This window comes from Pararhodobacter oceanensis (assembly GCF_003076755.1).
In the GTDB taxonomy this organism is placed as follows: Bacteria; Pseudomonadota; Alphaproteobacteria; order Rhodobacterales; family Rhodobacteraceae; genus Pararhodobacter; species Pararhodobacter oceanensis.
In genome coordinates this window covers 64,428-89,041 of the sequence record NZ_QDKM01000004.1, presented here as the reverse complement: position 1 = coordinate 89,041, position 24,614 = coordinate 64,428, and the positions used below count along the sequence as shown (strand labels likewise).

The window sequence follows — 24,614 nt, the reverse complement described above, 5'->3', positions numbered from 1 at the left end:
ACGGCACGCCTCATCCCTCGCATGTGATCTACGCCAGAACCGCGCGTTTGGCCATCGCGCGCGTCGGCGCCCCTCTGTCATCCTGCGCGCCAAAGGTTAACCCCGGATGAACAGCTACGAGACCCGCGCCAAGTGCCCTGCCCGCAGCCATTTCGGCAGCCGCGCGGTCGACGCCCCGATCACCAAGCCCAGCCCGACAAAGGTCAGCAGCGGCAGCCTCTCGGCATTGAAGATAAAGCCGAACACCACCGCGAAGCCCGGCATCAGGAACATCGCCAGAGCCGCGTGATTGGCGCCCGCCTGCTGCACCAAAGCATAGTTGAACAGGTTCGGTGCGATCGTTGCCAGCACCACCAATCCGGCCAGAATCGCCAGCACATAGGGTGAGGGCTCCACCGATACCGCCCCGTCAAACACGAGCGCCAGCGGCCAGACCGTCAGCGTGCCGACCGCGAACATCAGCGCCGAGAGCATGAAGGGCTGCATTTTGCGCCGCCGCCGGAACCAGACATTGCCCGCAGCATAGCTCAGCGGCGAAATCAGGGTTAACGCGGTCCCCAAACCGGCCTCTTGCAAGCCGCCACCCAAAAGCGCGGGCGCGGCGATCAGCGCCACGCCAAGGATGCCGGCGATAATCCGCAACACCTGTTCCAGCGTCGCCGGTTCATCGCGTAAAAACACCGCTGCCAGCGCCAAGGTGAACAGCGGCATCGTCGCATAGAGCATCCCGCCCATACCCGAGGGGATATATTGCATCCCCGCCGCCATGCTGACGAAGGGCACCGCGACGACCAGCACGCCGCCGACCACTCCGGTCAGCAAATCATGGGCATCAAGCCGCCGCTGCGGGCCGCTGAGCCCTGCAATGATGATTAACAAGGGCAACCCCAAAGCCGAGCGCAGCGCCGCCAGCGTCCAGGGCGGGAAATGCTCGACATTCAGCGCGATCAACAGCGGCGAGGCGCCAAAACCGGCGGCAGAGAGGATCAATAAGATCGGCGTGGGCATGGATGCACTCGCGGTTCAGCGCCAGATTCAGGCGTCTAAATCTCCTAACGCGCCCGGCGCACCGCCACAACCGCAAGCGACAGGCAAGCGCCAGCTCACTGCACATGCCCGCAACTTTATGCCTCAAATATCCAGTTCCGGCCATCCAAACCGGGCGCCCGCATCAGCCGCAAGGCGTCCGTCTTCGCCCGGGCTCACCGCGCCGGAAATGTCGCCTTGCCCAGGATCTCCCCCTGCGCATCCAGTGTCAGCCGCAGCGCGCGCCCCGCGTGGTAAAATGTCACCCGCGAGCGCCCCGCATCCGCACCCTCGCCGCGTTCGCTGACCGAAGTGATCCGCCCGTCGCGCATCCGCGCCTTGATCGCCGCCTCCTCCAGTCTGAACGCCTTTACCAAAAGCGCCGCATCGACCACGACGCCCGCCTCGGTGACCTCCACCGCGCCCATCAGCCGCGCCAATAGTTATTTGCCGCCGCCACCGTGGCGAAATGCGTCGCCACCACCTGGCTAACAGCGATCAGCGAATCCGCATCTTCGGCGTAATCCGGCCGCAATTGTTCGCGCATCTCCGCGTCCGGCTGGGTCAGTTTTACCGCCAGCCGCGAGAGTTTGACCGCCAGTTCATAGCCCGCTTCGGGGGTCTCGGTGATCAGCGATGGTAACCAGCTTGTCATAATCCACTCCTCGGGTTGATAAATCGTAAATGCCGCAAAACACGGCCCATGACCCCAGGCCACCGCATCAGGCCGCCACCGGCGCCTCCAGCGCAATATCGGCCAATGTCGAGCGGTTCAGGTCTTCCAGAAACTGCGCCTCGGCATGATAAAGCCGCGCCTTCAACCGACAGCGTCCACGCAGGCTACAAGCCCCGCCATCCGCCGCGCCGCATTCGACAAGCGCTTGATCCTGCTCAAGAATCCGCACCAGATCGCCAAGGCGTATCTGCGCCGGATCGCGTTGCAGGACTGCCCCGCCGCCAGAACCGCGCCGCGTTTCGACAATGCCGCTGCGTGCCAAATGCTGCATGATTTTGCTCAGGTGATGCCGCGAGAGTGCCAGCTCCTCGGCCAGCTCTGCGGTGGAAAACCCGCGTCCGGGTGCGCTGGCCATCCGCATCAACATGCGCAATCCGTAATCGGTGAAACTGGTCAGTCGCATAGCGCCTCTGAATGGCCGGATTTTGACCAGCCTTAAATGCTGACCGGTCTTAGGTTTTGACTGGCCTTAAATGGTATTTACAATACTTATTAGCGGATGTATTGCTGAAATCAAGCCAAAACCCCGAGGCAACGCCAATGCAACACGCCCGATTTGCAGCCCGCTTTGATGCCTGAAATCCCCAAGATCCCCGATGCGCCCGAGGCGCGCATCCGGCTCAAACGCGCCTATCGCGCGGTGCGGGTCTCGGATGGCACCCGCGTGCTCGTCGACCGGCTTTGGCCGCGCGGTATCGCCAAGGAACGCCTGCGGCTGCATCTATGGATGAAAGAGATCGCGCCGAGCACGGATCTGCGCCGGCAAGTGCACGCCGGTGATCTGACTTGGCCCGAGTTTCAACAGCGCTACCGGCAGGAATTATCCGGCAAAGACGCGCTTCTGCGCCAACTCGCCGGATTTGCCCAGGACGGGATCGTCACGCTGGTCTACGGCGCGAAAGACGAAGCGCAAAACCACGCAATTGTGCTGCGCGACTATCTGCAAGACTATATGGCGCAGACCCGCGGTAAGCCCGATGCAAGCGCGAGCAAACCCCAGCCAGAGGCCCCGATATGAGCGATCCCGACAGCTATAAATGCCAAAGCGGGTTTTCCTCGCCGCCCTGCTATGCCGCTGATATCGCAGCGGATTACTTTGATCCACATGCGCCCGCCGCCGTCGATCCACAGCAAGCCAACGATGTCGCCCGCTGGCGCCGGTCCGAGCGCAAGCGTCTGCGCGACGCCCGTGCCGAGGGCTCGGTGGCCGAGCGACACGCCAATGGCGCCGCCATCTCCGCGCATCTGCGGACCCTGCTCGATGAACGTTTCGACGGTGCCAAGGGCCGCGTGTTCTCCGCCTATTGGCCGATAAAGGGCGAGCCCGACCTGCGCCCCCTGATGGCCGAATTGCACGCCGCCGGGGTGATCATCGCGCTGCCGATTGTCGAGACCAAAGCCGCGCCGCTAATCTTCCGCCTCTGGACCCCCGCAACCAAGATGCAGCGCGGCGACTGGAACATCCCCGTGCCGCCCCCCGACGCCCCCGAACTCACCCCCGAGATCGCCCTCGCTCCCTTGGTCGGCTGGTCCGCTGATGGCTACCGGCTGGGCTATGGCGGCGGCTATTTCGACCGCACCCTCGCCGCCCTGACGCCCCGCCCCTTCGGCATCGGCATCGGCGTGGATACTGCGCGTCTCACCACCATCTACCCACAACCCCACGACATCCCCCTCGACCTCATCCTCACCCCATCCGGCCCCCAATCCCCGCCAACCTAACCCTCCTACCGTTCACAGATCCCCGGCCCTTACCCCGTCATCTGTCCAAAAATATCCTGGGGGTGAGCGCACAGCGCGAGGGGGCAAAGCCCCCTAGACCCGCGCCCCATCACAGACACACCATCTGCCTTCTGTCAGGCCCGGATGAAAGCCGGGCCGCGCCCTACCCTCCCCCCGGGAGGGCGCATTGGTGATGTCCTTCGCTGCGCAACCGACATGAATACTTTCAGGCGCACCGCGTCATAGGCAGCCGACATGCGCCCACCCAGGGTCGGGCGCGTCCCTTCACGCTCCATGCCAAGCGCAACGCACCCAACTTCGCACACTCAGCATTCACACATAAAAAAGGGCGCGGCCCAAACAGACCGCGCCCCAATCCCACAATTCACACCGCCATCACCGGTGTTGGGCGTAGATCTCCACCAGCCGCGCCACCGCCGCCTCGGGGCTCATCTCGACGCTCTCGCCCGAGCGCCGCGAGGTCAGCTCGACCACGCCCTTGGCCAGCCCGCGCGGCCCGACAGTGATCCGCCAGGGCAGCCCGATCAGATCCATAGTGGCGAATTTCGCCCCCGCGCGCTCGCTGCGGTCATCATAGAGCGCCTCCAGCCCGGCACCCGCCAGCGCCTTATACAGGCTCTCACAGGCCGCATCCGCCTCGGCGTCGCCCTGCTTGAGGTTGACGATCCCGGCATGAAACGGCGTCACGCCCTCGGGCCAGATGATCCCCTTATCGTCATGCGAGGCCTCGATGATCGCGCCCAACAGACGGCTGACCCCGATCCCGTGGCTGCCCATCTCGACCGGCACGCGGTTGCCGTCCTGGGTCACCACGGTGGCGCCCATCGCTTCGGAATATTTGGTGCCGAAGTAGAATATCTGCCCGACCTCGATACCGCGCCCGACCCGGCGGCGGTCTTCGGGGACTGCGTTGAACAGCGCCTCATCATGGGTCTCATCGGTGCGCGCATAGAGCGTGGTGAACTCGTCACAGATCGCTGCCACCTCGTCGCGATTGTCGAAATCCACCGCGCGCTCGCCCAAGGTCAGTTCGGTCACCGCCTGATCATAGAAGACCTCGGACTCGCCGGTCTCGGCCAGCACCAGAAACTCATGCGTGTCATCGCCGCCAATCGGGCCGCTATCCGCGCGCATCGGGATCGCGGTCAGCCCCATCCGCTCATAGGTGCGCAGATAGGCGACCATATGGCGGTTATAGGCATGCAGCGCCGAGGCTTTATCGACGTCAAACGTATAGCCGTCCTTCATGTAAAACTCACGCCCGCGCATCACGCCAAAGCGCGGCCGCACCTCGTCGCGGAACTTCCACTGCACGTGATAGAGCGTCAACGGCAGGTCCTTATAGCTGCCGACATGGCTGCGGAAGATGTCGGTGATCATCTCCTCATTGGTCGGCCCATAGAGCATATCGCGCCCGTGCCGGTCCTTGATCCGCAGCATCTCTTGCCCGTAATCCTCATAGCGCCCGCTTTCACGCCAGAGATCAGCGGGCTGCAGGGTCGGCATCAACAGCGCGATATGGCCGGCGCGCTCTTGCTCCTCATGCACGATCTGCTCGATCCGCTTGAGCACTTTGAAGCCCAGAGGCAACCACGAGTAAATCCCCGCGGTCTGCTGTTTGATCATGCCCGCGCGCAGCATGAGCCGGTGGCTGACAATCTGCGCCTCGGCAGGGTTTTCTTTGAGAACGGGCAGGAAATAACGGCTCAGGCGCATGGCAAACCTTTGTGACTGGAGTTGCGAGCGTGTCTAGGCGATTGCGCCCGCCCCGACAAGACGCCTGCGTGGGTGGGAGGGGACAAAGGCGGGGTGGCGTCGCCACCCAGCGCGGACGTTCTTTCCAACCTTGAACCAACGTCACCCATAATCACCAAGGGCCACGCCCGACCCGTCGTGCCAAAGGCACGCCTCCGGCGTGACGTGTCGGTTCGGGCGTGGCCCGCCTTTCAGCCGGGCCAAACAAAAGCAAGAAGTCACTTGCTCTACACTGCACACCACCCCCTAATCACAAGGGGCAGCCCCCGACCGCGGGCGGGGGAGGAGCCCCCGCCGTCGTGCTGCAAGCACGCCTCTAGCGTGACGGGCGGTCGGAGTTTGCTATCCTTTTGTCAACTAGACCAGCAACCACAACCTCGCCCCCTAATCACCAAGGGCAGCCCCAGACCGCGGGCGGGGGAGGAGCCCCCGCCCATGGGGGCGGTCGGGGGCTGCCCGGTTTTCAACCGGGCGAAACAGAAACCCTTCCCAACCCACACAACCTGCGCCAAGATACCCGCAACCCACACGCGAGTATCCGATGCCCGAGACACCCGACCAAAAGCCACCCAAAGACCTGCTCGACTGGCTGGGGATCACCGATGCCCCGAACTGGCGCGTCGCTCGCCTTCTCGGCCCAATTATCGCGCTCATATTCTTTGTTCTATTTGCCCTCGCCCTCGCAGCGACCTTTATCGTCATTGTCAAAGCAGCCTTCGGCGATAGCGAAGTTACTTTGGGTATAGGCGGCCTCATCGCCGCCCTCCTCGGCGCGCCGTTTCTGATCTGGGGCACGGTGTTGAAAAACACCACCGTCCGCTACCAGAAAGAAGGCCATATGACCGACCGCATCAACAAGGCGGTCGAGATGCTGGGGGCGGAGAAAACCATTTCATATGTAGCAAGAAACATTACGCATCCGGCATTACCACCTGAAGAGCGCGATTATTACGAAAATGACTATGTTGATCGCTTGCAGCGGATCAACCTAAACACTGATAGAGTTAAACGGATAGTTGGTAAAGAACACGACTTCCATTATGGAGAATGGCAGGTTTTTACCGAGACAGTCCCAAACCTCGAAGTCCGTATCGGTGCAATCCTGTCACTCGAGCGCATCGCCCAAGACAGCACCAGTCACGACAAAGGCCGTGACCATGTGCGAGTGATGGAGATCCTCTGCGCCTATATTCGCAACAATTCCCGCGCATCATCCGAAACAGAGGTTCTTAACCATCAGTGGGATCGTAACATACCCCCTAGTTCCGATTCAAAAGCATCGAATGAACTTAGGTCATGGGCCAGTGCCATTCCTATGCCAAGGGCTGACATATCAATTGCTATTAAGGTCTTGAAATTCCGAAACAAGGAACAAATAAAGATTGAGAGAAGCAAACATGAGATCGGTGTTACCGGCTATCAACTGGACCTCTCATACACAAACTTGCAAAAAACAGACCTGAACGATGGCAATTTTTGTAATGTAAATTTTCGCGGCTCTCTTTTCGACAAAGCAATGATGAGTAATGCAGATTTTCGACACGCAAATTTACTCGATACCAGCGCCATAATGGCTAGTGCCAGAGGCAGCAAATTTGCTGGTGCGAACTTAGGGGTGAATTTCACCCACGCCATTCTGGACGAATCTGAATTTACATTTATCGAGGATGATAGGCCATTTTCATCATTTAATGGTAGATACGCAAAATTCAAATATGCCCAGCTACACAATGCTCGAATTAGATTCCGTGGAGATCCTTATAGTTTTAGGAATTGGGTTATCGGGGCAGACTTCTCCAATGCACACATGCAAGGCTGCATCTTCGATGGTTTCAATAACTTGTTCGAACATCAGTGGCCTGAACGCTTTAATGATGCGGGCAAAAGAGAGAAAGGTTTGGCTTTCTATCGATGCGAACTCACAAAAAACATTGTTGATCGCTGCTCCCTCGCTTGGTGTTTCGGCGATGGCAGCGTAACGATACCAGAAGGCACCGAACGGCCAAGACACTGGCCCACTGCGAAGCTTTCTTGGCATGACTACAAAATTCAATACGAAATATGGCGTAGTGACCCCTTCACTTTTATACACTCCCACACCACCCGCTAACCCACGGTGCGTGCAAAGCACACACCCTACGGCGACCCCGCCATTAACCCTACCGCGGGGTTAACGCGGCAGGCTAACCCCTTGATATCGCTCGTCCCGCACCCTGTCCCACGCGCGGGACAAGACCACTCAGAGGGGCCAGACCAGCAGAATCATCGGCACCGAGATCGCCACAATAATCGCCTCCAAGATCAGCCCCAGCTTCCAGTAATCGCCAAATCCGAACCCGCCCGGCCCCAATATCAGCGTGTTATTCTGGTGCCCGATCGGGGTCAGGAAGGCGCAGCTCGCGCCGATCGCCACGGCCATCAAAAACCCGTCGGCCTGCACCCCCAATGTCGCCGCGATTCCCAGCGCGATCGGCGCCATTACCGCCGCCGTCGCCGCGTTATTCATCACATCCGAGAGGAACATCGTGACCAGCAAAACCACCACCAGCGCCGCCACCGCATTGCCCTGCGCCAGCCAGCCGACCAACACCCCCGCCAGCAGATCCGCCGCCCCCGTCGCCTGCATCGCCCCCGCCACCGGGATCAACGCCGCCAGCAGCACCACCACCGGCCAGTCAATCGCCGTGTAAAGATCGCGCAGCGGCAGGGTCCGGCTCACCATCGTCGCCAGCACGCCGAGGGTGAAGGCGGCAGCGGCGGGCAGTACTCCCAAGGCCGCCAGCGCCACCGAGACCACCATGATCCCCGCCGCCGTCCACGCCTGCCCCTTGTCCGGTACCGACAAGGGCGCGGTATCGAGCGGCACGCAGCCCATATCCTGCGCCAGCTGCGCCAGCACCGACCCCGCCCCGCGCAGCAAGATCAGATCACCAGAGCGCAGCGCCATCGTCCCCAACCGCCCTCCGGGTCGTCTCCCTTCTCGCGACACCGCCACCAGCGCCACCCCATAGCGCGACCGCAGCTGCAATCGCCGCGCCGAGCGGTTGATCAGCGCAGACCCCGGCAGCACCGCGTATTCACGCAGCACCACATCGTCCTCGGCCAGCTCCTCCTCCGCTGGCGGCCCCAGCCCCTCGAGCGCCACATCATTCTGCGCCGCCGTCTCGGTCAGCACCTTCGCGTCGCCCTCAACCAACAACGTGTCCCCCTCGCGGATCTTGCGCCCGCCGTGGGGCGCGTTCATCCGCACCCCCGCCCGCACCAGCGCGATGATCTGCAGCGCGGCACCGTCAAGTTTATCCTCGAACCCGCGCAGGGTCATGCCGATCGCCTTGCTCCCCTCGGGCACCTGAAACTCGGTCAGATAGGTGCCGGTCTCGAACGCCGCCTCCCCCGCCGGGCGCCGCACCGGCACCAGCCGCCAGCCGATCAGCGCCACGAAGGCCCCGCCCGCCAGCGCCACCGGCAGGCCGATCCAGGCGTAATCAAACATCACAAACGGCCCGCCCGCAGCCTCGCTGCGAAACCCCGCGACGATCAGATTGGGCGGCGTCCCGACCAGCGTGGTCATCCCGCCCAGGATCGTCCCGAAGGCCAGCGGCATCAGCACCTGCCCCGGCGCCAGACCCAGCCGCGCCGACAATTGGATCGCCAGCGGCATCAGGAGCGCCATCGCGCCAACGTTGTTCATAAAGGCCGAGAGAAACGCGCCCAGCCCCATCAGCGCCGAGACGGCCACCAACCGCCCCGCCTTCGCCGGCAGAACCCTGCGCGCCAAAGCATCCACCGCGCCGGTCCGCTGAAGCGCGCGGCTGAGCACCAGAACCGCCGCCACCGTGACCACCGCGGGATGGCCAAAGCCGTTGAACGCCGCCTCGGCGGGCACCAATCCGGCCAGCACAGAGGCCATCAAGGCACCCAGAGCCACAACGTCATGGCGGTATTTCCCCCATAGGAACGCCGCGATGGTCAGCGCGAGGATCGCGTAGATCAGGATCTGGTCTTGGCTCACATTCGGCTCCTGCTGGGCGATTGATGCAAAGAGTGACCGATTTGCCGGTCGGGGTGAACCCCGAGCGGCAAGCGGGTAGTTTCCCTCATTCCCTCCCCGCGCTATACGCGAGGATGAGTGGCGGCCAATCCAGCGGCAGGCCCGATGACCAAAGGCGTTCCGCGATGACCAGTGAGCAGCAAAACCAGACCTCCGGCGCCCCGGCGACCCAGCGCAAAGAGGCGGCGAGCAAGCCACGTCGCCTTGCGCGCGCCCATGATAAGAAGCTACGCCGCTGGTTCTGGCGGGATTATATCCGCGGCTGGATGCCTTGGATCATCCTGGGGTTGATCCTCATGGCGGTGAATGGTGCGATGACCGGCGCGGTCAGTGCGCTGCTCAAGCCGATGTTTGACGATGTTCTGGTCGCGCGGCGCGCCGATATGGTGGTCTGGATCGCGCTGGCGATAGCTGGCACCTTCATCATCCGCGCCGCCACCGCGTTTCTTTACCGGACGATCATGGCCTATGTCGCCAATAAGGTGATCGCGGCGATGCAGATCCGGCTGACCGATCACCTGATGGCGCTGGATCAGGGTTTTCATCACCGGCATCCGCCGGGACATTTGATTGACCGAGTGCGCGGCGATACGCAAGAAATCAATGTGGTTTTCGAGCGTATCCTGCCGGGGATTGGCCGCGATATGATCGCCATTCTCGGGCTTTTGGGCGTGGCACTTTACACCAATGCGCAATGGACTTTGGTGGCGCTGGTTGGCGTGCCGCTCTTGGTGCTGCCGGCGGCGATCCTGCAACGACTGGTGCGGCGCATGGGGGTAGATGCGCGCGATGCTTCGGCGGCGGCCTCGACCCGATTGGACGAGATTTTCCACGGCATAGTGACCATCCAGCGCAGCGGGCTGGAGGCGCGCGAATCCACCCGGCTGACGCAGGTGCTCAAGCGGTTTATCAAGGCGCGGGTGCGCACCGCAGGCGGCGAAGCGGCGATGGGCTCGATGTCGGATCTGGTGGCCGCAATGGGGTTTGCGCTGGTGCTGATTTTCGCCGGACGCCAGATCATCGCGGGGCAGAGCAGCGTCGGCGAATTCATGACCTTCTTTGCCGCCATCGCATTCTTATTCGAACCACTGCGCCGTCTCGGCGGGTTGAGCGGGGCCTGGCAAACGGTGCTGGCCAGTCTTGAGCGGATCCATAAACTGCTGCAAGAACAGCCCTCGATCACCCAGCCCGTGGGTGAATTGGCCGCACCACCCGCCGCTGGCACCGAGACTATCCGGTTCGACAATATCACCTTCGCCTATGACAGCGAGCCGGTGCTGCGCAATCTCAATTTGACCGCAAAAGCCGGTGAAACGACGGCGCTGGTTGGCCCGTCGGGGGCGGGGAAATCAACGATATTCACCCTGCTCACTCGTCTGGCGGACCCGCAGTCCGGTCAGTTAACCGTTGGCGGGCAGGATATTAACCGGATGGACCTGCAGGCGTTGCGGGGGATGTTTTCGGTGGTGGCGCAAGACAGCGCTTTGTTTGACGAGACCCTGCGCGACAACATCCTGATAGGCGCCGAAGACATCAGCGAGGACCGGCTCAACGCGGTATTGAAAGCCGCGCATGTGGATGAATTCCTTGATCAATTGCCACTGGGGCTGGAAACCCGCGTGGGCCCGCGCGGCTCGTCGCTGTCGGGCGGGCAGCGGCAGCGGGTGGCGATTGCGCGGGCGCTGTTGCGCGAGGCGCCGGTGCTCTTGCTTGACGAGGCGACCTCGGCGCTGGATGCGCGCTCGGAGGCGATGGTGCAGGCAGCGCTCGATGAGTTAAGCTCTGAGCGCACCACGCTGGTCATCGCGCACCGGCTTTCGACCGTGCGCAACGCCGATAAGATCATCGTGATGGAGGCAGGCGCGGTGGTCGAGGAGGGCACGCATAGCGAATTGCTTGCCAAGGGCGGCAGCTATGCGCGGCTACATGCGATGCAGTTCAAGGGTCAGACGGATTGAGGCTCTCGGCTCGCGCGATGGGCGTTAACCGTGCCGGAAACACCACGCGGAAGGCCGCCCCGCCCTGCCCCGGCACATAGCTGATATCGCCGCCGAGATTGTTCATGATCTCGCGACAGATCGCCAACCCGAGACCGGCGCCGCCGGCCTGATGGGTGTCGGTGAGCCGGGCGAATTTCTCGAAGATTAACGCCTGGCTTTTCTTTGGGATACCCGAGCCGTTGTCGATGAAGTCCACCGTCACCCGCCCGCGTCTTTGACGCACCGAAATCCGCATCACCGGCTCGGGTGCATCGCAATATTTACGCGCATTCGACAGAATATTGATGAATACCTGCGTCAGCCGCCCGATATCGGTGGAGAGCGCAATCGGCGCATCCAACCCGTGGCGCTGGATGCTGAAACTGCGCTCGGGGCGCACGGAATTGGACGACATCAGCGCGCGTTCGATCAGCGCGCCGAGGTCGCCGGACTGGATATCAAGGTTAACCTGCCCGTTTTCCAGCACGCTGAGGTCCAGAAGATCATCAAGCAGACGCGTCAGGCGGATGCTTTCATCCTGAATGATGCGCGCATAGCGGGTGGTGTCCTCGGGCAAGATTTCATCATCCATCAGGATTTCCGAGAACGCGCGGATCGAGGTCATCGGGGTGCGCAATTCATGGCTGATCTGGCTGAGGAAACTATCCTTTTGCACCGAGAGCTTTTGCAGCATCTCGTTGGCCTCGCGCAATTGCCGCGCGGTGCGGGCGAGCTCTTCGGATTTCGCCTCAAGCTGGGCGGAATGCTCCATGATCTGCGCGGTTTCCGAGGCCACCGCCATCAGGTCATCGACCGACATCAACCGCCCGCCGATGATCTGCGACATCATCGCATGGGCGGTGGCAGCCCCCACCGAACCGGCCAGTTCCCGTTCCAAAAAGTCCAGAAATTCGGGCGTCGGATCGGGCAGGATACCGGCTTTGCCCTGTTTGCGGGTCTCGGCTTCAAACAGCTGCTGCGCCTCGTCACTGCCGAAAATTCGCTGCGACATGGCCAACAGATCTTCGGCGTCGGTCTCGGCCATATCCTGCGACCAGCGGCGGGTGCCCGGGATGTCTTCTGCGCGCGCCAGATCGAAGGCAAAGATGAATTGCGCCGATTGCACGCGCTCGACGGGGCTGGGGAAGCTAAGCAGCGAGATTATGGTAAAGATCAGCGTATTCAATGAGATAGAAAAGAACATCGTGTGCAGTAAAGGATCGACGCCAACGACACCAAACAGCGCATGTGGCCGCAACCAAGTGATGCCGAAGGGGCCGTGTTCCATTAGCTCGGCGCTGAGCAATACGCCCGCGCCAAAGGAGGGGAGGAACAGCGTATAGAGCCAGATCAGCGCACCGACCACCAGACCCGCGCCCGCGCCGTAGCGGCTGGCGCCGCGCCAATAGAGCCCCCCGACCAGAGCGGGCAGCAGTTGCGCCATGCCGACAAAGGCGATCAAGCCGATCGAGGCCAGCGCCCGCGAACCGCCCGAGACCGCGAAGTAGAGATAGCCGAGCCCGAGGATCAGCCCGATAGACAGCCGCCGCGCGTTCAGCACCAGCCCGCGCATATCGCCGACATTGCTGGCGTCGCCGCTGGCCTCGGCCGCTTGCCGCCGCTGCGCCAGCCAGATCGGCACCACGATATGGTTCGAGACCATCGTCGCCAGCGCGATCGCGGCGATGATCACCATCGAGGTCGCCGCCGAAAACCCGCCGAGAAAGGCCAGCATCGCCAGCCCGTTCTGACCCAAAGCATGCGGCAGGGTCAGCACATAAAGGTCGGGATTGGCATCTGCGGGCAGATATTGCATACCCGCGACGGCAATCGGCAGGACAAACAGGCTCATCGCCATCAGATAGAGCGGAAAGGCCCATGAGGCGGTGCTGAGATGGCGCTCGTCGGTGGTCTCGACGACCATCACCTGAAACATCCGCGGCAGGGTGATCACCGCGACACCGGCGAGAAAGGTCAGCCCCATCCAGCGCGCGGGCTGCACATTCCACGCGAGCCGGTCAGCCTCGGCGATCCGCACCATCACATCGCCGAGGCCGTCACCCAGCCCCCAGACAACCCAGATGCCCACCGCCAGCAAAGCCACCAGCTTGACCACCGCCTCGACGGCAATTGCGGTGACGACGCCGTGGTGTTGCTCGTTGCTGTCAAGATTGCGGGTGCCAAAGAGGATGGTAAAGACCGCCAGCCCCGCCGCCACCCACATCGCCAATTGCCGCGGCGCCAGCACCTCATCATCGGCAAAAGCGCCGAAAGACAGCGCGATGGACTGCAATTGCAGCGCGATATAGGGGGTGGTGGCGGCGACGGCGAGCAGGGTCACGATCACCCCGATGGCGTTGGATTTGCCGTAGCGTGCCGAGATCAGGTCGGCGATCGAGGTGACCCGCTGCGCCTTGCCGATCCGCACCAATTTGCGCAACAACCACCACCAGCCGATAAAGACCAGCGTCGGGCCAAGGTAGATGGTGATGAACTCCAACCCCGAGCGCGCCGCATAGCCGACCGCGCCGTAAAACGTCCACGCGGTGCAATAGACCGAGAGCGAAAGCGTGTAGACCAAGGGCGAGCGCAGCAAGCGCGGGCTGCGCCCGTCGCGGCGCAACCGCTCGGCACGGCGTTCGGCCATTGAGGCGATGACGAAGAGAAAGACCACATAGCCAACCGCCGCCGGGATCAGGATGTTCAGCGTCATGCGGCGGGGTCTGGCGGTGGTGTGTGAGTGTCGCTGGCACCCGTCTGCGTCGCGGTTGGTGGCACGGGAATGGGTGGCGCGTGATGGGGTTGGGTCAACTCGCGGTGCAGCGCCTGTTTGAGCGGGCGCGACATCAGCGCCGCCGCAACGATCAGGCAGAACCACAGGATAAACAGATAGACCGCCTCGCCCGCCGTGCCCAAACCGCCGCTGCGGGTCCAGAGCACCGGCAGCAGGATCAGGATAAAGCCGAGCACCGGCAGCACCCGCGCGGCATCCATGATCCGCCGGCGGCGGTAGCCTTGGCGTTCCAGAAACATCGGGGCGTTGGGCTTAGCCATGGCAACACCCCCGAAATACAACGCCTAGCGTGTGGATGCCGCCCGCCCTCATACCGTGGCCAACCGGCGCACCGTCTCGACCAGTGCCTTATTGGCGAAGGGTTTGCCCATGAATTCCGAGGCCCCGTAATCAAGCGCCAATTGCCGCGCGGCGTCTTGCCCGCGGGCGGTCAGCAGCAGGACCGGCAGCGCCTCCAGCCCCTTTGTGCCGCGCAGGATCCGCAAGACCTCAAGACCGCTGAGCCCCGGCAGATTGATATCGAGAATCACCAGATCGGGGGGCTGTGCCACCATCGCCTCGACCACCAAATCGCCGCGATCAAGGATCGAGACCAACCAGTCATCGCGCTGCAGAATATAGCGCAGCGCTTCGGCGATCCCCGGCTCATCCTCGACCACCAGAACCCGGCGTCCGCCGCCCTGCCCTGCAGCACGCGGCGCGCCCGCCCGTGGCTGCTGGGCCGGCGGGGTGAAACTGTCGTGGCCCATCAGGTGCCCTCCTCTGGCCCTGCGCTGCGCGGCGGGACAAGCCGCTGGTCGCGGCGGCGCCGATGATCCGCGATGCCCTCACTCTGCATCGCCAGCGCGTGGCGCAACCTGTCGCAGCGTGATCCCGACTATTGCGACATTTCAAAGCGCTGTCAAAGCCTGCGTTGACGCTGTTCCATGCGCGGTCAGGTGGCGAGAGGTCAGGCGCTGACAATCGAGGGTTCGCGGCGCGCATCGCAGGCGGCGCGCGGGCAAATCCGGCAGCTTGAGCCGACAGCGACCAGATCCGCCTCGGGGATATCCTCGGGCCTGCGGTGGCGCGGCAAAGCGGCAGAGACCGGGGTGATCAGCATCGCGGATTGCCAGACATAGGGCGGCGCGAAACGGTGCGCGTCGCGGGCGGTGGCAATCGCATGGGCGGCAAAGCGCGCGGGCGGGCGGGTGGCCACTTCGAGGGTGGCGCTGAGCGGGCGATGGGGTTGCGCCAGCGCCTGATAAAGCGGCCATCGCGGGCAACCGCCGCCGAAACGCGGCAGGGCGAAGCCTTCGATCGGGCGGCGGAAGGTCAATGTGCCCGAGCCGTCGCATTCGACCAGCCCAAAGCGCGGCACGCCTTTGATCGCCGGCAGGGTCGCGAGCCGGTGGAACAACAGGGGTAATGGCACATCGAGATCGCGGGCCAGTGTATCGGGGGCAAACCCCTCGCCACGCTCGAACATCGCGGTGAGAGGCGGCACGAGGCGGTCCAAGGGCAGCGCCAGTGCGTCATCGCGCGCGCGGGCCAACCATGCGCGGGCAAGATCGCGCGCCGGTCCCGAGGCAAGCTCGGCCTGTCCTTCGATGAGCGCGGTGTAATCAGGGGTGGCCGAGGTCTCCACGGTCTCGAGTTCGGCGATGTGAAAGCCGCGCCGCGCTAGCCAGCTTTCGAATTCCTCTTGCGGCGCGGCCAGTCCCGCCTCTTCGCCCGAGGTGTCGAGAAAAGCCACCAACGCATCCGAGGCATTCGCCAGACGGATCGAATCCGCGTGGATATTGTGATGAAACCGCGCGCGCCATTCGGGCTCGAGATCATCGGTTTCTGCCAGAATCGCAGCGGTCGATTGCACCGAGGTCACCGCCGAGACGATCTCATGGAGCGCGGCGGAGAGATTGGGATCATGCGCCATACGGTCGGAAAGCCGCTCGATAATGCGGTTTTGATCCTCGCTGCGGGCGCTCAACTGGGTGACCAGCGCCGCCCAACCGGGGAAACGCCCGAGGAATTCCTCGCTGCGCTCGACTTCCGGCGCGCTGGCGGCTCCGGTGATCGGGCTGGCACGGCTGGCGGCGGCGCGCAGGGCCTGAATTTGCACATCCCCCGCGCCTTCATCCAGAAGGTCCGCGGGGATTTGCAGCGCTTGCGCCACCGCCTCCAGCAATCGCGGGGTGGCGCGGCGGCGGTTATGCTCGATCAGGTTCAAATAGGACGGCGAAATCCCCGCCATCCGCGCCAGATCCCCCTGTCCCAGCCGCCGCGACATGCGCAATGCCCTGATCCGCGTGCCCGACAGCCTGCCCGAAAGCGAGCCAGAAAGCGCCGATTTTTCCATGATCTGCCTCCGCCTGCGCCCGCGCATTCCCATCGACACAGGCCCCAAAGGCCTTGTGCCGCTGCGAATATCATGCGGCGCATGCGGACGGAAACGCAAGCGCCGACAGACTGTTACCGAAACGCGAACGAATCGCACTTTCCACAAGGGTCGCCCTCGCCTATAAACAGCCAATGAAATTGAGAAGGTGCAGGCGGGCCACAGACCGGTCCCCCACCATGACGAGGATGTCCATGAGCAAAGAACACACCAAATCTGATGTTGCCTTTATTCAGGCGCTTGCAGAGCTGTTGAACACCAACGAGTTGACCGAGATCGCCGTCAAGCGCGAATACGGCGAGAATGACACGTTGAATGTGAAGGTCTCGAAACAGGTGCAGATGGTGGCCGCTCCGGCAGCGCCCGCACCGGCAGCACCAACCGCCGCCGCAGCACCTGCCGCCGGTTCGGCAGCACCCGCCGCCGGTGACAGCGACGATCCCTCGAACCATCCGGGCGCGGTCTCCTCGCCGATGGTTGGCACCGTCTATCTGGCCGCCGAACCCGGCGCCGAGCCCTTTGTCACCGTCGGTTCGCAAGTGCAGGCCGGACAGACCCTGCTGATCATCGAAGCGATGAAAACCATGAACCAGATCCCCGCTCCGGCATCTGGCACCGTGAAGCGGATTCTTGTGTCCGACGGCACCCCCGTCGAATACGGCGCACCGCTGCTGATCATCGAATAAGGCCATGCCCATGTTCGACAAGATCCTCATTGCCAACCGCGGCGAGATCGCTCTTCGGGTGATCCGTGCCTGCCGCGAAATGGGCATTCTCAGCGTCGCGGTGCATTCCACCGCCGACGCCGACGCCATGCATGTGCGGATGGCCGACGAGGCGATCTGTATCGGTCCGGCCTCCTCGACCGACAGCTATCTGTCGATGCCGGCGATCATCTCGGCCTGCGAAGTCACCGGCGCGCAGGCGATCCATCCCGGCTATGGGTTCCTTTCGGAAAACGCGCCCTTTGTGCAGGCGCTCGAGGATCACGACCTGATCTTCATCGGTCCCTCGGCCGAGCATATCCGCATGATGGGCGACAAGATCACCGCCAAGGAAACCGCCAAAGCGCTGGGCATTCCGGTAGTGCCGGGGTCCGAGGGCGGTGTGCCCGATCTGGAGTCCGCGCATAAAATCGCCGCCGATATGGGCTATCCGGTGATCATCAAAGCGACCGCCGGTGGTGGCGGGCGCGGGATGAAAGTGGCACAGACGGCGGCTGATCTCGAAGCCTCCTATCGCGGCGCACGGTCCGAGGCCAAGGCGGTGTTCGGCAACGACGAAGTCTATATCGAGAAATACCTGCAGCGTCCGCGCCACATTGAAATTCAGGTGTTCGGCGACGGTCAGGGCAATGCGGTGCATCTGGGCGAGCGTGATTGCTCGCTGCAGCGGCGCCACCAGAAGGTATTCGAGGAAGCCCCCGGCCCCTCGATCACGCCCGAGATGCGCGCCGAGATCGGGGCGATCTGTGCCAATGCGATGGCCAAAATGGGCTACCGCGGTGCCGGCACGGTGGAATTCCTGTTCGAGGACGGCGAGTTCTATTTCATCGAGATGAACACCCGCCTGCAGGTTGAACACCCGATCACCGAAGCGATCTATGGCGTCGATCTGGTGCGCGAGCAAATTCGCGTTGCCTCGGGTCTGCCGCTCTCCTTCACGCAGGATGACCTGGAACTCAACGGCCATGCCATCGAAGTGCGGATCTGCGCCGAGAAACTGCCGAATTTCGCCCCCTGTCCGGGGATGGTGAACACCTTCCACGCGCCCGGCGGTCTGGGTGTGCGGATGGATTCGGCGCTTTATGGCGGCTATAAAATCCCGCCCTATTACGACAGTCTGATCGGCAAGTTGATCGTCCATGGACGCGACCGTGACGAAGCGCTGAGCCGTCTGCGCCGCGCGCTGGGCGAGTTGATCATTGACGGGATCGACACTACGGTGCCGCTGTTTTTCATGCTGCTGGATGATCCCGATGTGCAATCGGGCGATTACAATATTCACTGGCTGGAGAAGTTTCTGGCCGAGAAACTGCCCTAAGGCTTTACCGCTGGTATCGCGCGATATGTGACAGGTGATGAGGGGGCTTTCCGCCCCCTCTGGCCTGTGGCCATTCACCCCCGGAGGATATTTGACGCACAAAGATGCCCAGCCGACGGTATTGACGCCCGAGTTGATCCTGCGGGCCTTTGCCAATGGCGCGTTTCCGATGGCCGAGGGTGCCCACAGCAATCTGGTGCATTGGTTCGAGCCGAGGGTGCGCGGCGTGATGCCGCTGGACGGGTATCGCGTCTCGCGCAGCCTGCGGCGCACGCGGCGGCGCGGCGGGTTTAGGTTCAGTTGTGACGCGGATTTCGCCGGGGTCATGGCGCGCTGCGCCGAGCGCGAGGAAACCTGGATCAACGCCGATATCACCCGTGTTTTCAAGGTTCTACACGCGCGCGGGCTGGCGCATTCCTGCGAGGTCTGGACCCCTGACGGCGCTTTCGCGGGCGGGGTCTATGGGCTGGCGCTTGGCGGCGCGTTCTTTGCCGAGAGCATGGTCTCGGGCGTCACCGATGGTTCGAAACTGGCACTGGCGGAATTGGTCGCGCGGCTGCGGGCGGGCGGGTTTTCACTGATGGACACGCAATATCTGACCCCGCATTTGCAAAGCCTTGGCGGTATCGCGATCCATAAGGCGGATTACCGTCTGCTTCTGGCCGAGGCTTTGGCCCTGCAGGTCGATGAGCGCGCCGCCTTCGGACCTGCGGACACGCCGGACGGGGCGGTATGGCAGCTCTGAGCCGCGCCGGACCTAGAGAAACCGGTGGATCGGCAGCAGGCCGATGACAAAGGACACTGAACGCTCAAAGCGGTTACTTTGCGGCTCGGTGGTGGTGCCCGGCGCGGTGCCGCGCGACCAGACCGCGCGCCGCCCGCTTTGCGCCAGCGCATAGGCGCGGTGCGGAGCGCGGCAGCCATCGAAAATCCGCGTCAGATCACCGATCAACGCGGGATCGGTGAAGACCACGCCCATTTCGGTGTTCATGAAAGCCGAGCGCAAATCGAAGTTGAACGAGCCGACAAACCCGTGAGCTCCGTCAACCAGCATCGCTTTGGAATGCAGGGTGCGGATGGGTTTCTCTTGCGCCGAGACCTCAAAAATCCGCACGCCCGCAGCCAGTAGCCGCTGCCGATACCAGCGGTAGGCGCCATGCACCAAAACATTGTCCGAGACCGCGAGCCCATTGGTGATCACCTCGACTTCGAGCCCCCTGCGGGCCATGGAAATCAGCGCCTCGAGCCCCTGCGCGCCGGGCACGAAATAGGGGGTCATCAGCCGCACCGAGTGTTGCGCGTCGCGCAGCAGCGGCGTCAGGAGTTCCGGCATCCAGTCGTCCAACCGCTCGCCAATCGCCTTTTCCGGCGGATCCCCGAGGAACTGCACATCCGCGGACCAGCGCAGCTTTGCGAGCGGCAGCACATCGGCAGCCTCCTCGGGCTTGTGAAGTTGCAACCGGTGTAGCCGCGCGCGGGTTTTCGGCTTGGCCAGATATTGCGTCAACCGCGAGCGAAACCGCTGTAAGCGCGAGCGTTTGCCCGGCCAAAGCGTGCGGATCGGCAGCGCGAGGCCGGAGTTCCAGAACTGGTCAAACAGCGCCTGCGCGTCCTGCATCACCTCGCCTGCCAGCAGCGTATCGAGATCCTCGTAGTTCAGCCCGGGATCGGTGAGTAGGTCAAAATACTCATCCCCGATATTGCGCCCGCCGGTCACCGCGAGCCGCGCATCGGCGGCCCACATCTTGCCGTGCATGCGCCGGTTATAGGGCAAAAGGGTAAAGATCATCTCGAGCCCGCGCCGCAGCCCACGGTCGCGGTTGCGGATCGGATTGAAGATCCGCACCTCGATATGCATATGCCGGTCAAGCGCGCGGTAAACGGGGTCTTTGTTGAGAAACTGCACGTCATCAAGCAGCAACCGCACCCGCACACCGCGGTCCGCCGCCTCAAGGATCGCCTGCGCCAGAAACCGGCCCGAGAGGTCATCCTCCCACATGTAATACAGCAGATCGAGGCTGCGTTCGGCCATCTGGGTCATCGCCAGTCGGGTTTTCAACGCCTCGAGCGGGCTTTCGATCATCGCGATGCCGGTTTGCCCTGCGTGGCGCGCCTCCAGTGGGGCAAGGAGCCGGTCAAGCGCCGCATCCTCACCGCGCGGCAAGGCGGTGGAGAGCGGGCCGCGCTTGCGTTTGGCAAAGCGACCGGCGGACCAGAGCGTGGCATAGCCCGCCAGCGCCAGAACACTCAGCGCCAACACCACCCAAAGGGGCCACATCGGCCAGCTACTCATGCGGATAACTGCAGGCGCGCGCGGATCGGCAGGTGATCCGAGGCCAGCCGCGCCAAAGGCGTGTCATGGGGGCACAGGTCGCGGACTTCGGCGCGGTTGCAACCGATGATCCGGTCAAGCGCCAGAACCGGACGCTGGGCGGGAAAGCTGGCCACTGTCTGGCCATTCTGCGCATCGTTGAGGCCGGTTTTCAAGGGCGCCAGCGAGCATCCCGGCCCGCGCCGCCATTCATTGAGGTCGCCCATCATCAAGGTCGGTCGGCCGGTGTCGATCTCGTCCACCAAGCGCCGCGCCTGCACCAGTCGCGAGCCTTTCAGCAACCCGAGATGCGCGGCGATCACCCGCAGTGGCTGACCGGCGACGCGCAGATCGGCGACAATCGCGCCGCGCGGCTCCAGCCCCGGCAGGGCGATGACGCGGGCATCCTCAAGCTCGACGCCTTTGAACAGGATCAGATTGCCATGCCAGCCGTGCGAGAGATCGCCGAGACGGTCGGTCAACGGGATCGGCGAGAGGCCGGTTTCGCGGTGCAGCGCCTCAAGGTCCAGCACCCCGCGCCGGTCACCAAAACGCCGGTCAACCTCTTGCAGGGCGATCACATCGGCGCCGATCTCGCGGATCACCGAAAGCGTGCGCTGCGGGTCACGGCGGTAATCGCTGCCCACGCCTTTATGGACGTTATAAGAGCCGACAATCAATTGCGCGGGATGGGTCATAAGCGAGGTGTAAAACCTGTGAGGAACGGCGGGGTGAACGGAAAGACCTGTGAACAGCTAACCAGTTGGCGTGCGGGCTTTTGCTTTGCAATCCCTGCCCCCGACCGGCGCTTACTCGAGACATAGTAGTAATATGGGGGGATCTGGCGGCGGGGCAATACTGGAAAGCCTCGATCCGCTGACAGCATTGTTATTCCCGGCCCCATCAGGCCCCCTGCCACGGCTAGCCCGGCTCAAGGCAGTGTCGTGCGAAACGGGCAATGGCGCTGACCACCGCTGCGGGCTGGCTATAGAACAACAATTGCCCGTCGCCGGTTTTCTCTTGCAGATTGGCACGCGGCGTGGCGGCGGCGAAAGCGGCGACACTGTCGAAACTGACCGCCGGATCGCGGGTGCCATGGATCAACAGCAGAGGGCAGTCGCTTTGCGCCACCAAAGCCGACCAGTCGCGGGTCACATGCCAAGCGTCGATCTGGAAGGCGGTCGGCCCCTGCGCCACGGTAAAGCGGTAGCCGTCGATCATCGCCGCGGCGGTGCGCGGGTTGCCGATGGTTTTGCGGTCGGCATAGCCTGCGGGATAAAGCGGCTCCATAAAGGCTTTGACATCGCGGCTGTCGATCCGCGCGATGCCGGCGCGCAGCACCGCGGGCAAAAGCGCCGGTGCAAAGCGCGCGGTATAGGCGATGGCGCGCTGGCGCGGGGTCATCGCGGCGAATTGCTCGATGGATTTGATCGGCACGCAGCCCGCGACATTGACGATCCCCGCGACCACCTCGCGCAGCCGCCCTGCCGCCGCATAGGCATAAAGCCCGCCCGCCATATGTCCGCAGATCACGCAGCGCGGCACCTCCAGCGCGCGTAGCACCGCGCAGAGGTCTTTGGCGAATTGCGCCGGTGCCTCGCGGATACGCGGATCGGCCATCGCCTGCCCGAAGTTGCTGCGCACCGGTGCGATCAGCCGCAGGCCGGCGGCGATGAGATAAGGCTCGATATGGCGCAGGATGCCCAGCCCTTCGAGCATCCCGTGGATAAAGACCACCGGCAGCCCGTCCTCGGGCCCCGCGACATGCACCGGCATGAAGCGCCCGTCACCCAGATCAACGCGCAGCTCGCGCCCGCTTTGCGCCAAAGGTTCGGCGGGGGTCTGCGCGTTCGGCCCGTGCATCACCAAGACCGAGACCAGCCGCATCAGCTCGGCCTGCGCATTGGTGCGGGTCTTGGCAAAGATCGATTTGAGTTGCGCGCGCAGGGTGTTGAGCGAGCGCTCCATACGCTGCGCAATCGCCGGAAGATCGCCGCCCATGGTGAGTTCGCGCAGGAGTTCAATCTCGCGCGGAGTCAGATGGAAGGCATCAGCGAGGATCTGCGCCAGCGCCGGGCTCCAATGGATCGAGAGCGAGAGAAGTTCGACGATAAACCCGTCGCCATCGGGGTTGCGGCGGGTGATCACCCCGAGGAGGCCGCCGCCGGGAAGGGTATCACTGGCGGGGGTATCGCCGATGGAGTTACCCGCGTTATCGGGGGCCGCGGTGCCGGGATCAGGAGCTTTGGCCAGCGACAGGACGGCAAAACGGCCCGAGGCTGGCGCGCGCTCGAAACTGGACAGAAACCCGTGCAGCCGCTGGGCGCTGTCATATTCCAGCGCCTCGCAGATCGCCGCAAGATCGGGCGCGCGCCCGAACAGCAGTTTCGCCCGCGGGGTGATTTGCGAGACCGCGCCGCCCCGCTCAAGCCGCATGAGCGGCAGATCGGCGCCGCTGTGCAGGATCGGCGGTTCATCCCCGCGCCCCATCCGCTCGAACAGCGAGAACGCGCGCTGGAAATGCGCCACCACGGTGGGGTCATCAAGCAGATGCGCGCTTTGGCCATCGGCAAGCTGCAGGGCATCCAGCCGCCGCGCCGCCTGTTCGATATAGCCGGCCCAATCAAGGATGAAATCATCGAAATGCTCGGGGTGCAGCACCACTTCATAGATGCTGCCGATCAGACGCGCGCGGTCGGGATCAAGCCCGCCAGCCTCACCATCAACCTCGGCGCTTTCCTCGTGATCTGCAGCCAGCGCATCGGCGCCATGGCTGCGCCGCGTCTCAGTCCGCACTTCAGGTGGCGCATCATGCACGACATCCGGCATTCTTGAAGACACCGCGCCAGAGGCCGGCTGTGGTGGCTCGGTGCTGTCGTCGCGGTTGCCCATTCTGGCCAGCTGTCCCCGGAAAAGAACTATTTTAGATACGTCTTTTCGTGCCTTCCGTCCAGAGTTTAACCCATATGGGTGAAGCCGCCAAACGAATCCTTGCGTAGGGTCAGGTATCTACTGACCTACACTTTCTAGTTCGCTGTTTTCGGCAAGACGTGTGGTGTCGCCAGCAAGCTGCGGCCCTGTCGACGGTCCTGTTGAGACCCGAGATTTGGCCGGGGGGTTACATAGCTGATCAAAGCGCACCACACGGGCTTGTCGAGCATTTTCCTCCGGGCTTGGCGTTTGTGCCGAGGGCTGGAGCGAGGTCAAGGCCGGTCCGTTGCGGATCGGTTTTGCTCGTTTTCCGCCTGACATTCGCGCTCACGAGGCTCAGCCGCCCTGTTCCAGCGCCTTGCCCAGCCGCGGCAGACGCGCGCGTTTGAGCGCATTGCGCAGCGGGCGGCCCTCGAGTGCGGGCCAGACCCGCACCACCTGCCCTTCGACGCGTATCGCGTCCTGCAACCACAGATCCATGACAAAGGGATCGGGCGCTTGTGCATGGATGCCCTGTGGCGCCGTGGCCCATTTCGGGAAGTCGCGCAGGTTGAGGGTCAGCAGAATATCCGCCTGCCCCGCAATCGCGGCGGCCAAAACATGGGTGTCACCCGCGTCGGGCAAGTCCAGGAGCTCGGGCGCACCGTCGGGGGCCATCGCCTCGGGCCATCGCGCGGTTATTCTGGCGATCGCCTCGGGCGCGCCCGCCTCGCCCTTGCGCGCGGTCACATGCAACCATTCGGCCAGCACGCTCTGCGACCAGAGCGGCATAAACAGCCCCGCATCCGCCAATCCCAGCAGGAAATCACGCAGGATCGGCGGGAATAACACGCAGGTGTCGAGAAACACCCGCGGTCCCTCGGTCCTC

21 protein-coding genes are annotated in these 24,614 nt (G+C 63.3%); 7 read left to right on the top strand and 14 right to left on the bottom strand.

Features of this window, described 5'->3' with window-relative positions; all coding sequences use genetic code 11:
- Nucleotides 1-114 precede the first annotated feature (114 nt).
- From DDE20_RS10450 to DDE20_RS10435, 4 genes are all read right to left on the bottom strand, one after another.
- Nucleotides 115-1,008, bottom strand: coding sequence for a DMT family transporter (locus DDE20_RS10450; protein ID WP_116558448.1), 894 nt, complete (start codon nucleotides 1,006-1,008; stop codon nucleotides 115-117).
- 194 nt (nucleotides 1,009-1,202) lie between these two features.
- Nucleotides 1,203-1,454: a DUF6522 family protein gene (locus DDE20_RS10445; RefSeq protein ID WP_116558447.1), complete on the bottom strand. Its 252-nt coding sequence runs from the start codon at nucleotides 1,452-1,454 to the stop codon at nucleotides 1,203-1,205.
- Complete coding sequence (locus DDE20_RS10440) at nucleotides 1,454-1,681, bottom strand: hexameric tyrosine-coordinated heme protein (RefSeq protein WP_205961651.1); 228 nt, start codon at nucleotides 1,679-1,681, stop codon at nucleotides 1,454-1,456. The genes DDE20_RS10445 and DDE20_RS10440 overlap by 1 nt, the downstream gene beginning before the upstream one ends.
- Nucleotides 1,682-1,748: 67 nt before the next feature.
- Nucleotides 1,749-2,165, bottom strand: coding sequence for an RrF2 family transcriptional regulator (locus DDE20_RS10435; RefSeq protein WP_116558446.1), 417 nt, complete (start codon nucleotides 2,163-2,165; stop codon nucleotides 1,749-1,751).
- 168 nt (nucleotides 2,166-2,333) lie between these two features.
- Between DDE20_RS10435 and DDE20_RS10430 the strand changes: the two genes are divergently transcribed.
- The gene (locus tag DDE20_RS10430; protein ID WP_116558445.1) at nucleotides 2,334-2,780 is read left to right on the top strand and encodes a DUF488 domain-containing protein; all 447 of its coding nucleotides are present in this window, start codon (nucleotides 2,334-2,336) and stop codon (nucleotides 2,778-2,780) included.
- Nucleotides 2,777-3,484 (top strand): 5-formyltetrahydrofolate cyclo-ligase, encoded by a 708-nt coding sequence (locus tag DDE20_RS10425; RefSeq protein ID WP_116558444.1) that lies wholly within the window; start codon nucleotides 2,777-2,779, stop codon nucleotides 3,482-3,484. The genes DDE20_RS10430 and DDE20_RS10425 overlap by 4 nt, the downstream gene beginning before the upstream one ends.
- 396 nt (nucleotides 3,485-3,880) lie before the next feature.
- On the opposite strand, the gene proS is transcribed toward DDE20_RS10425, so the two are convergent.
- On the bottom strand, nucleotides 3,881-5,221 hold the full coding sequence (gene proS / locus DDE20_RS10420) for a proline--tRNA ligase (protein WP_116558443.1): 1,341 nt from the start codon (nucleotides 5,219-5,221) through the stop codon (nucleotides 3,881-3,883).
- A gap of 580 nt (nucleotides 5,222-5,801) precedes the next feature.
- On the opposite strand from proS, the gene DDE20_RS10415 reads away from it, so the two are divergent.
- Nucleotides 5,802-7,370 carry a pentapeptide repeat-containing protein gene (locus tag DDE20_RS10415; protein WP_116558442.1) on the top strand — a complete coding sequence of 523 codons (1,569 nt, stop codon included), beginning with the start codon at nucleotides 5,802-5,804 and terminating at the stop codon, nucleotides 7,368-7,370.
- A 129-nt stretch (nucleotides 7,371-7,499) separates the two neighbouring features.
- Here DDE20_RS10415 and DDE20_RS10410 read toward each other — a convergent pair whose 3' ends face one another.
- A complete protein-coding gene (locus DDE20_RS10410; RefSeq protein WP_116558441.1) occupies nucleotides 7,500-9,272 on the bottom strand; it encodes an SLC13 family permease in 1,773 nt (590 codons plus the stop codon).
- Nucleotides 9,273-9,436: 164 nt separating this feature from the next.
- On the opposite strand from DDE20_RS10410, the gene DDE20_RS10405 reads away from it, so the two are divergent.
- Nucleotides 9,437-11,269: an ABC transporter ATP-binding protein gene (locus DDE20_RS10405; protein WP_116558440.1), complete on the top strand. Its 1,833-nt coding sequence runs from the start codon at nucleotides 9,437-9,439 to the stop codon at nucleotides 11,267-11,269.
- On the opposite strand, the gene DDE20_RS10400 is transcribed toward DDE20_RS10405, so the two are convergent.
- The 4 genes from DDE20_RS10400 to DDE20_RS10385 all read right to left on the bottom strand — a co-directional run bounded on the left by DDE20_RS10400 (nucleotide 11,250) and on the right by DDE20_RS10385 (nucleotide 16,422).
- Nucleotides 11,250-14,003 carry an ATP-binding protein gene (locus tag DDE20_RS10400; RefSeq protein ID WP_116558439.1) on the bottom strand — a complete coding sequence of 918 codons (2,754 nt, stop codon included), beginning with the start codon at nucleotides 14,001-14,003 and terminating at the stop codon, nucleotides 11,250-11,252. The genes DDE20_RS10405 and DDE20_RS10400 overlap by 20 nt on opposite strands.
- Nucleotides 14,000-14,344, bottom strand: a complete 345-nt coding sequence (locus DDE20_RS10395) for a hypothetical protein (protein ID WP_240607983.1) — start codon at nucleotides 14,342-14,344, stop codon at nucleotides 14,000-14,002. The genes DDE20_RS10400 and DDE20_RS10395 overlap by 4 nt, the downstream gene beginning before the upstream one ends.
- Before the next feature lie 48 nt (nucleotides 14,345-14,392).
- Complete coding sequence (locus DDE20_RS10390; protein WP_116558438.1) at nucleotides 14,393-14,833, bottom strand: response regulator transcription factor; 441 nt, start codon at nucleotides 14,831-14,833, stop codon at nucleotides 14,393-14,395.
- A gap of 200 nt (nucleotides 14,834-15,033) precedes the next feature.
- Nucleotides 15,034-16,422, bottom strand: coding sequence for a short-chain fatty acyl-CoA regulator family protein (locus DDE20_RS10385; RefSeq protein WP_116558437.1), 1,389 nt, complete (start codon nucleotides 16,420-16,422; stop codon nucleotides 15,034-15,036).
- Nucleotides 16,423-16,655: 233 nt separating this feature from the next.
- Between DDE20_RS10385 and accB the strand changes: the two genes are divergently transcribed.
- The 3 genes from accB to aat all read left to right on the top strand — a co-directional run bounded on the left by accB (nucleotide 16,656) and on the right by aat (nucleotide 19,249).
- Entirely contained in the window at nucleotides 16,656-17,147 is a 492-nt protein-coding gene (accB, locus tag DDE20_RS10380; protein ID WP_116558436.1) for an acetyl-CoA carboxylase biotin carboxyl carrier protein, read from the top strand.
- A gap of 10 nt (nucleotides 17,148-17,157) precedes the next feature.
- Nucleotides 17,158-18,504: an acetyl-CoA carboxylase biotin carboxylase subunit gene (gene accC / locus DDE20_RS10375; RefSeq protein ID WP_116558435.1), complete on the top strand. Its 1,347-nt coding sequence runs from the start codon at nucleotides 17,158-17,160 to the stop codon at nucleotides 18,502-18,504.
- A 91-nt stretch (nucleotides 18,505-18,595) separates the two neighbouring features.
- Complete coding sequence (aat, locus tag DDE20_RS10370; protein ID WP_240607981.1) at nucleotides 18,596-19,249, top strand: leucyl/phenylalanyl-tRNA--protein transferase; 654 nt, start codon at nucleotides 18,596-18,598, stop codon at nucleotides 19,247-19,249.
- Between the two features lie 12 nt (nucleotides 19,250-19,261).
- Here the strand turns inward: aat and DDE20_RS10365 are convergent, their stop codons facing one another.
- The 4 genes from DDE20_RS10365 to DDE20_RS10350 all read right to left on the bottom strand — a co-directional run bounded on the left by DDE20_RS10365 (nucleotide 19,262) and on the right by DDE20_RS10350 (nucleotide 24,595).
- Entirely contained in the window at nucleotides 19,262-20,782 is a 1,521-nt protein-coding gene (locus DDE20_RS10365) for a phospholipase D-like domain-containing protein (RefSeq protein WP_165814488.1), read from the bottom strand.
- Between the two features lie 11 nt (nucleotides 20,783-20,793).
- On the bottom strand, nucleotides 20,794-21,513 hold the full coding sequence (locus tag DDE20_RS10360) for an endonuclease/exonuclease/phosphatase family protein (protein WP_116558432.1): 720 nt from the start codon (nucleotides 21,511-21,513) through the stop codon (nucleotides 20,794-20,796).
- A gap of 223 nt (nucleotides 21,514-21,736) precedes the next feature.
- Complete coding sequence (locus tag DDE20_RS10355) at nucleotides 21,737-23,644, bottom strand: bifunctional helix-turn-helix transcriptional regulator/alpha/beta hydrolase (protein ID WP_165814487.1); 1,908 nt, start codon at nucleotides 23,642-23,644, stop codon at nucleotides 21,737-21,739.
- A 438-nt stretch (nucleotides 23,645-24,082) separates the two neighbouring features.
- Nucleotides 24,083-24,595 (bottom strand): RSP_2648 family PIN domain-containing protein, encoded by a 513-nt coding sequence (locus DDE20_RS10350; RefSeq protein ID WP_240607979.1) that lies wholly within the window; start codon nucleotides 24,593-24,595, stop codon nucleotides 24,083-24,085.
- Nucleotides 24,596-24,614: the final 19 nt, after the last annotated feature.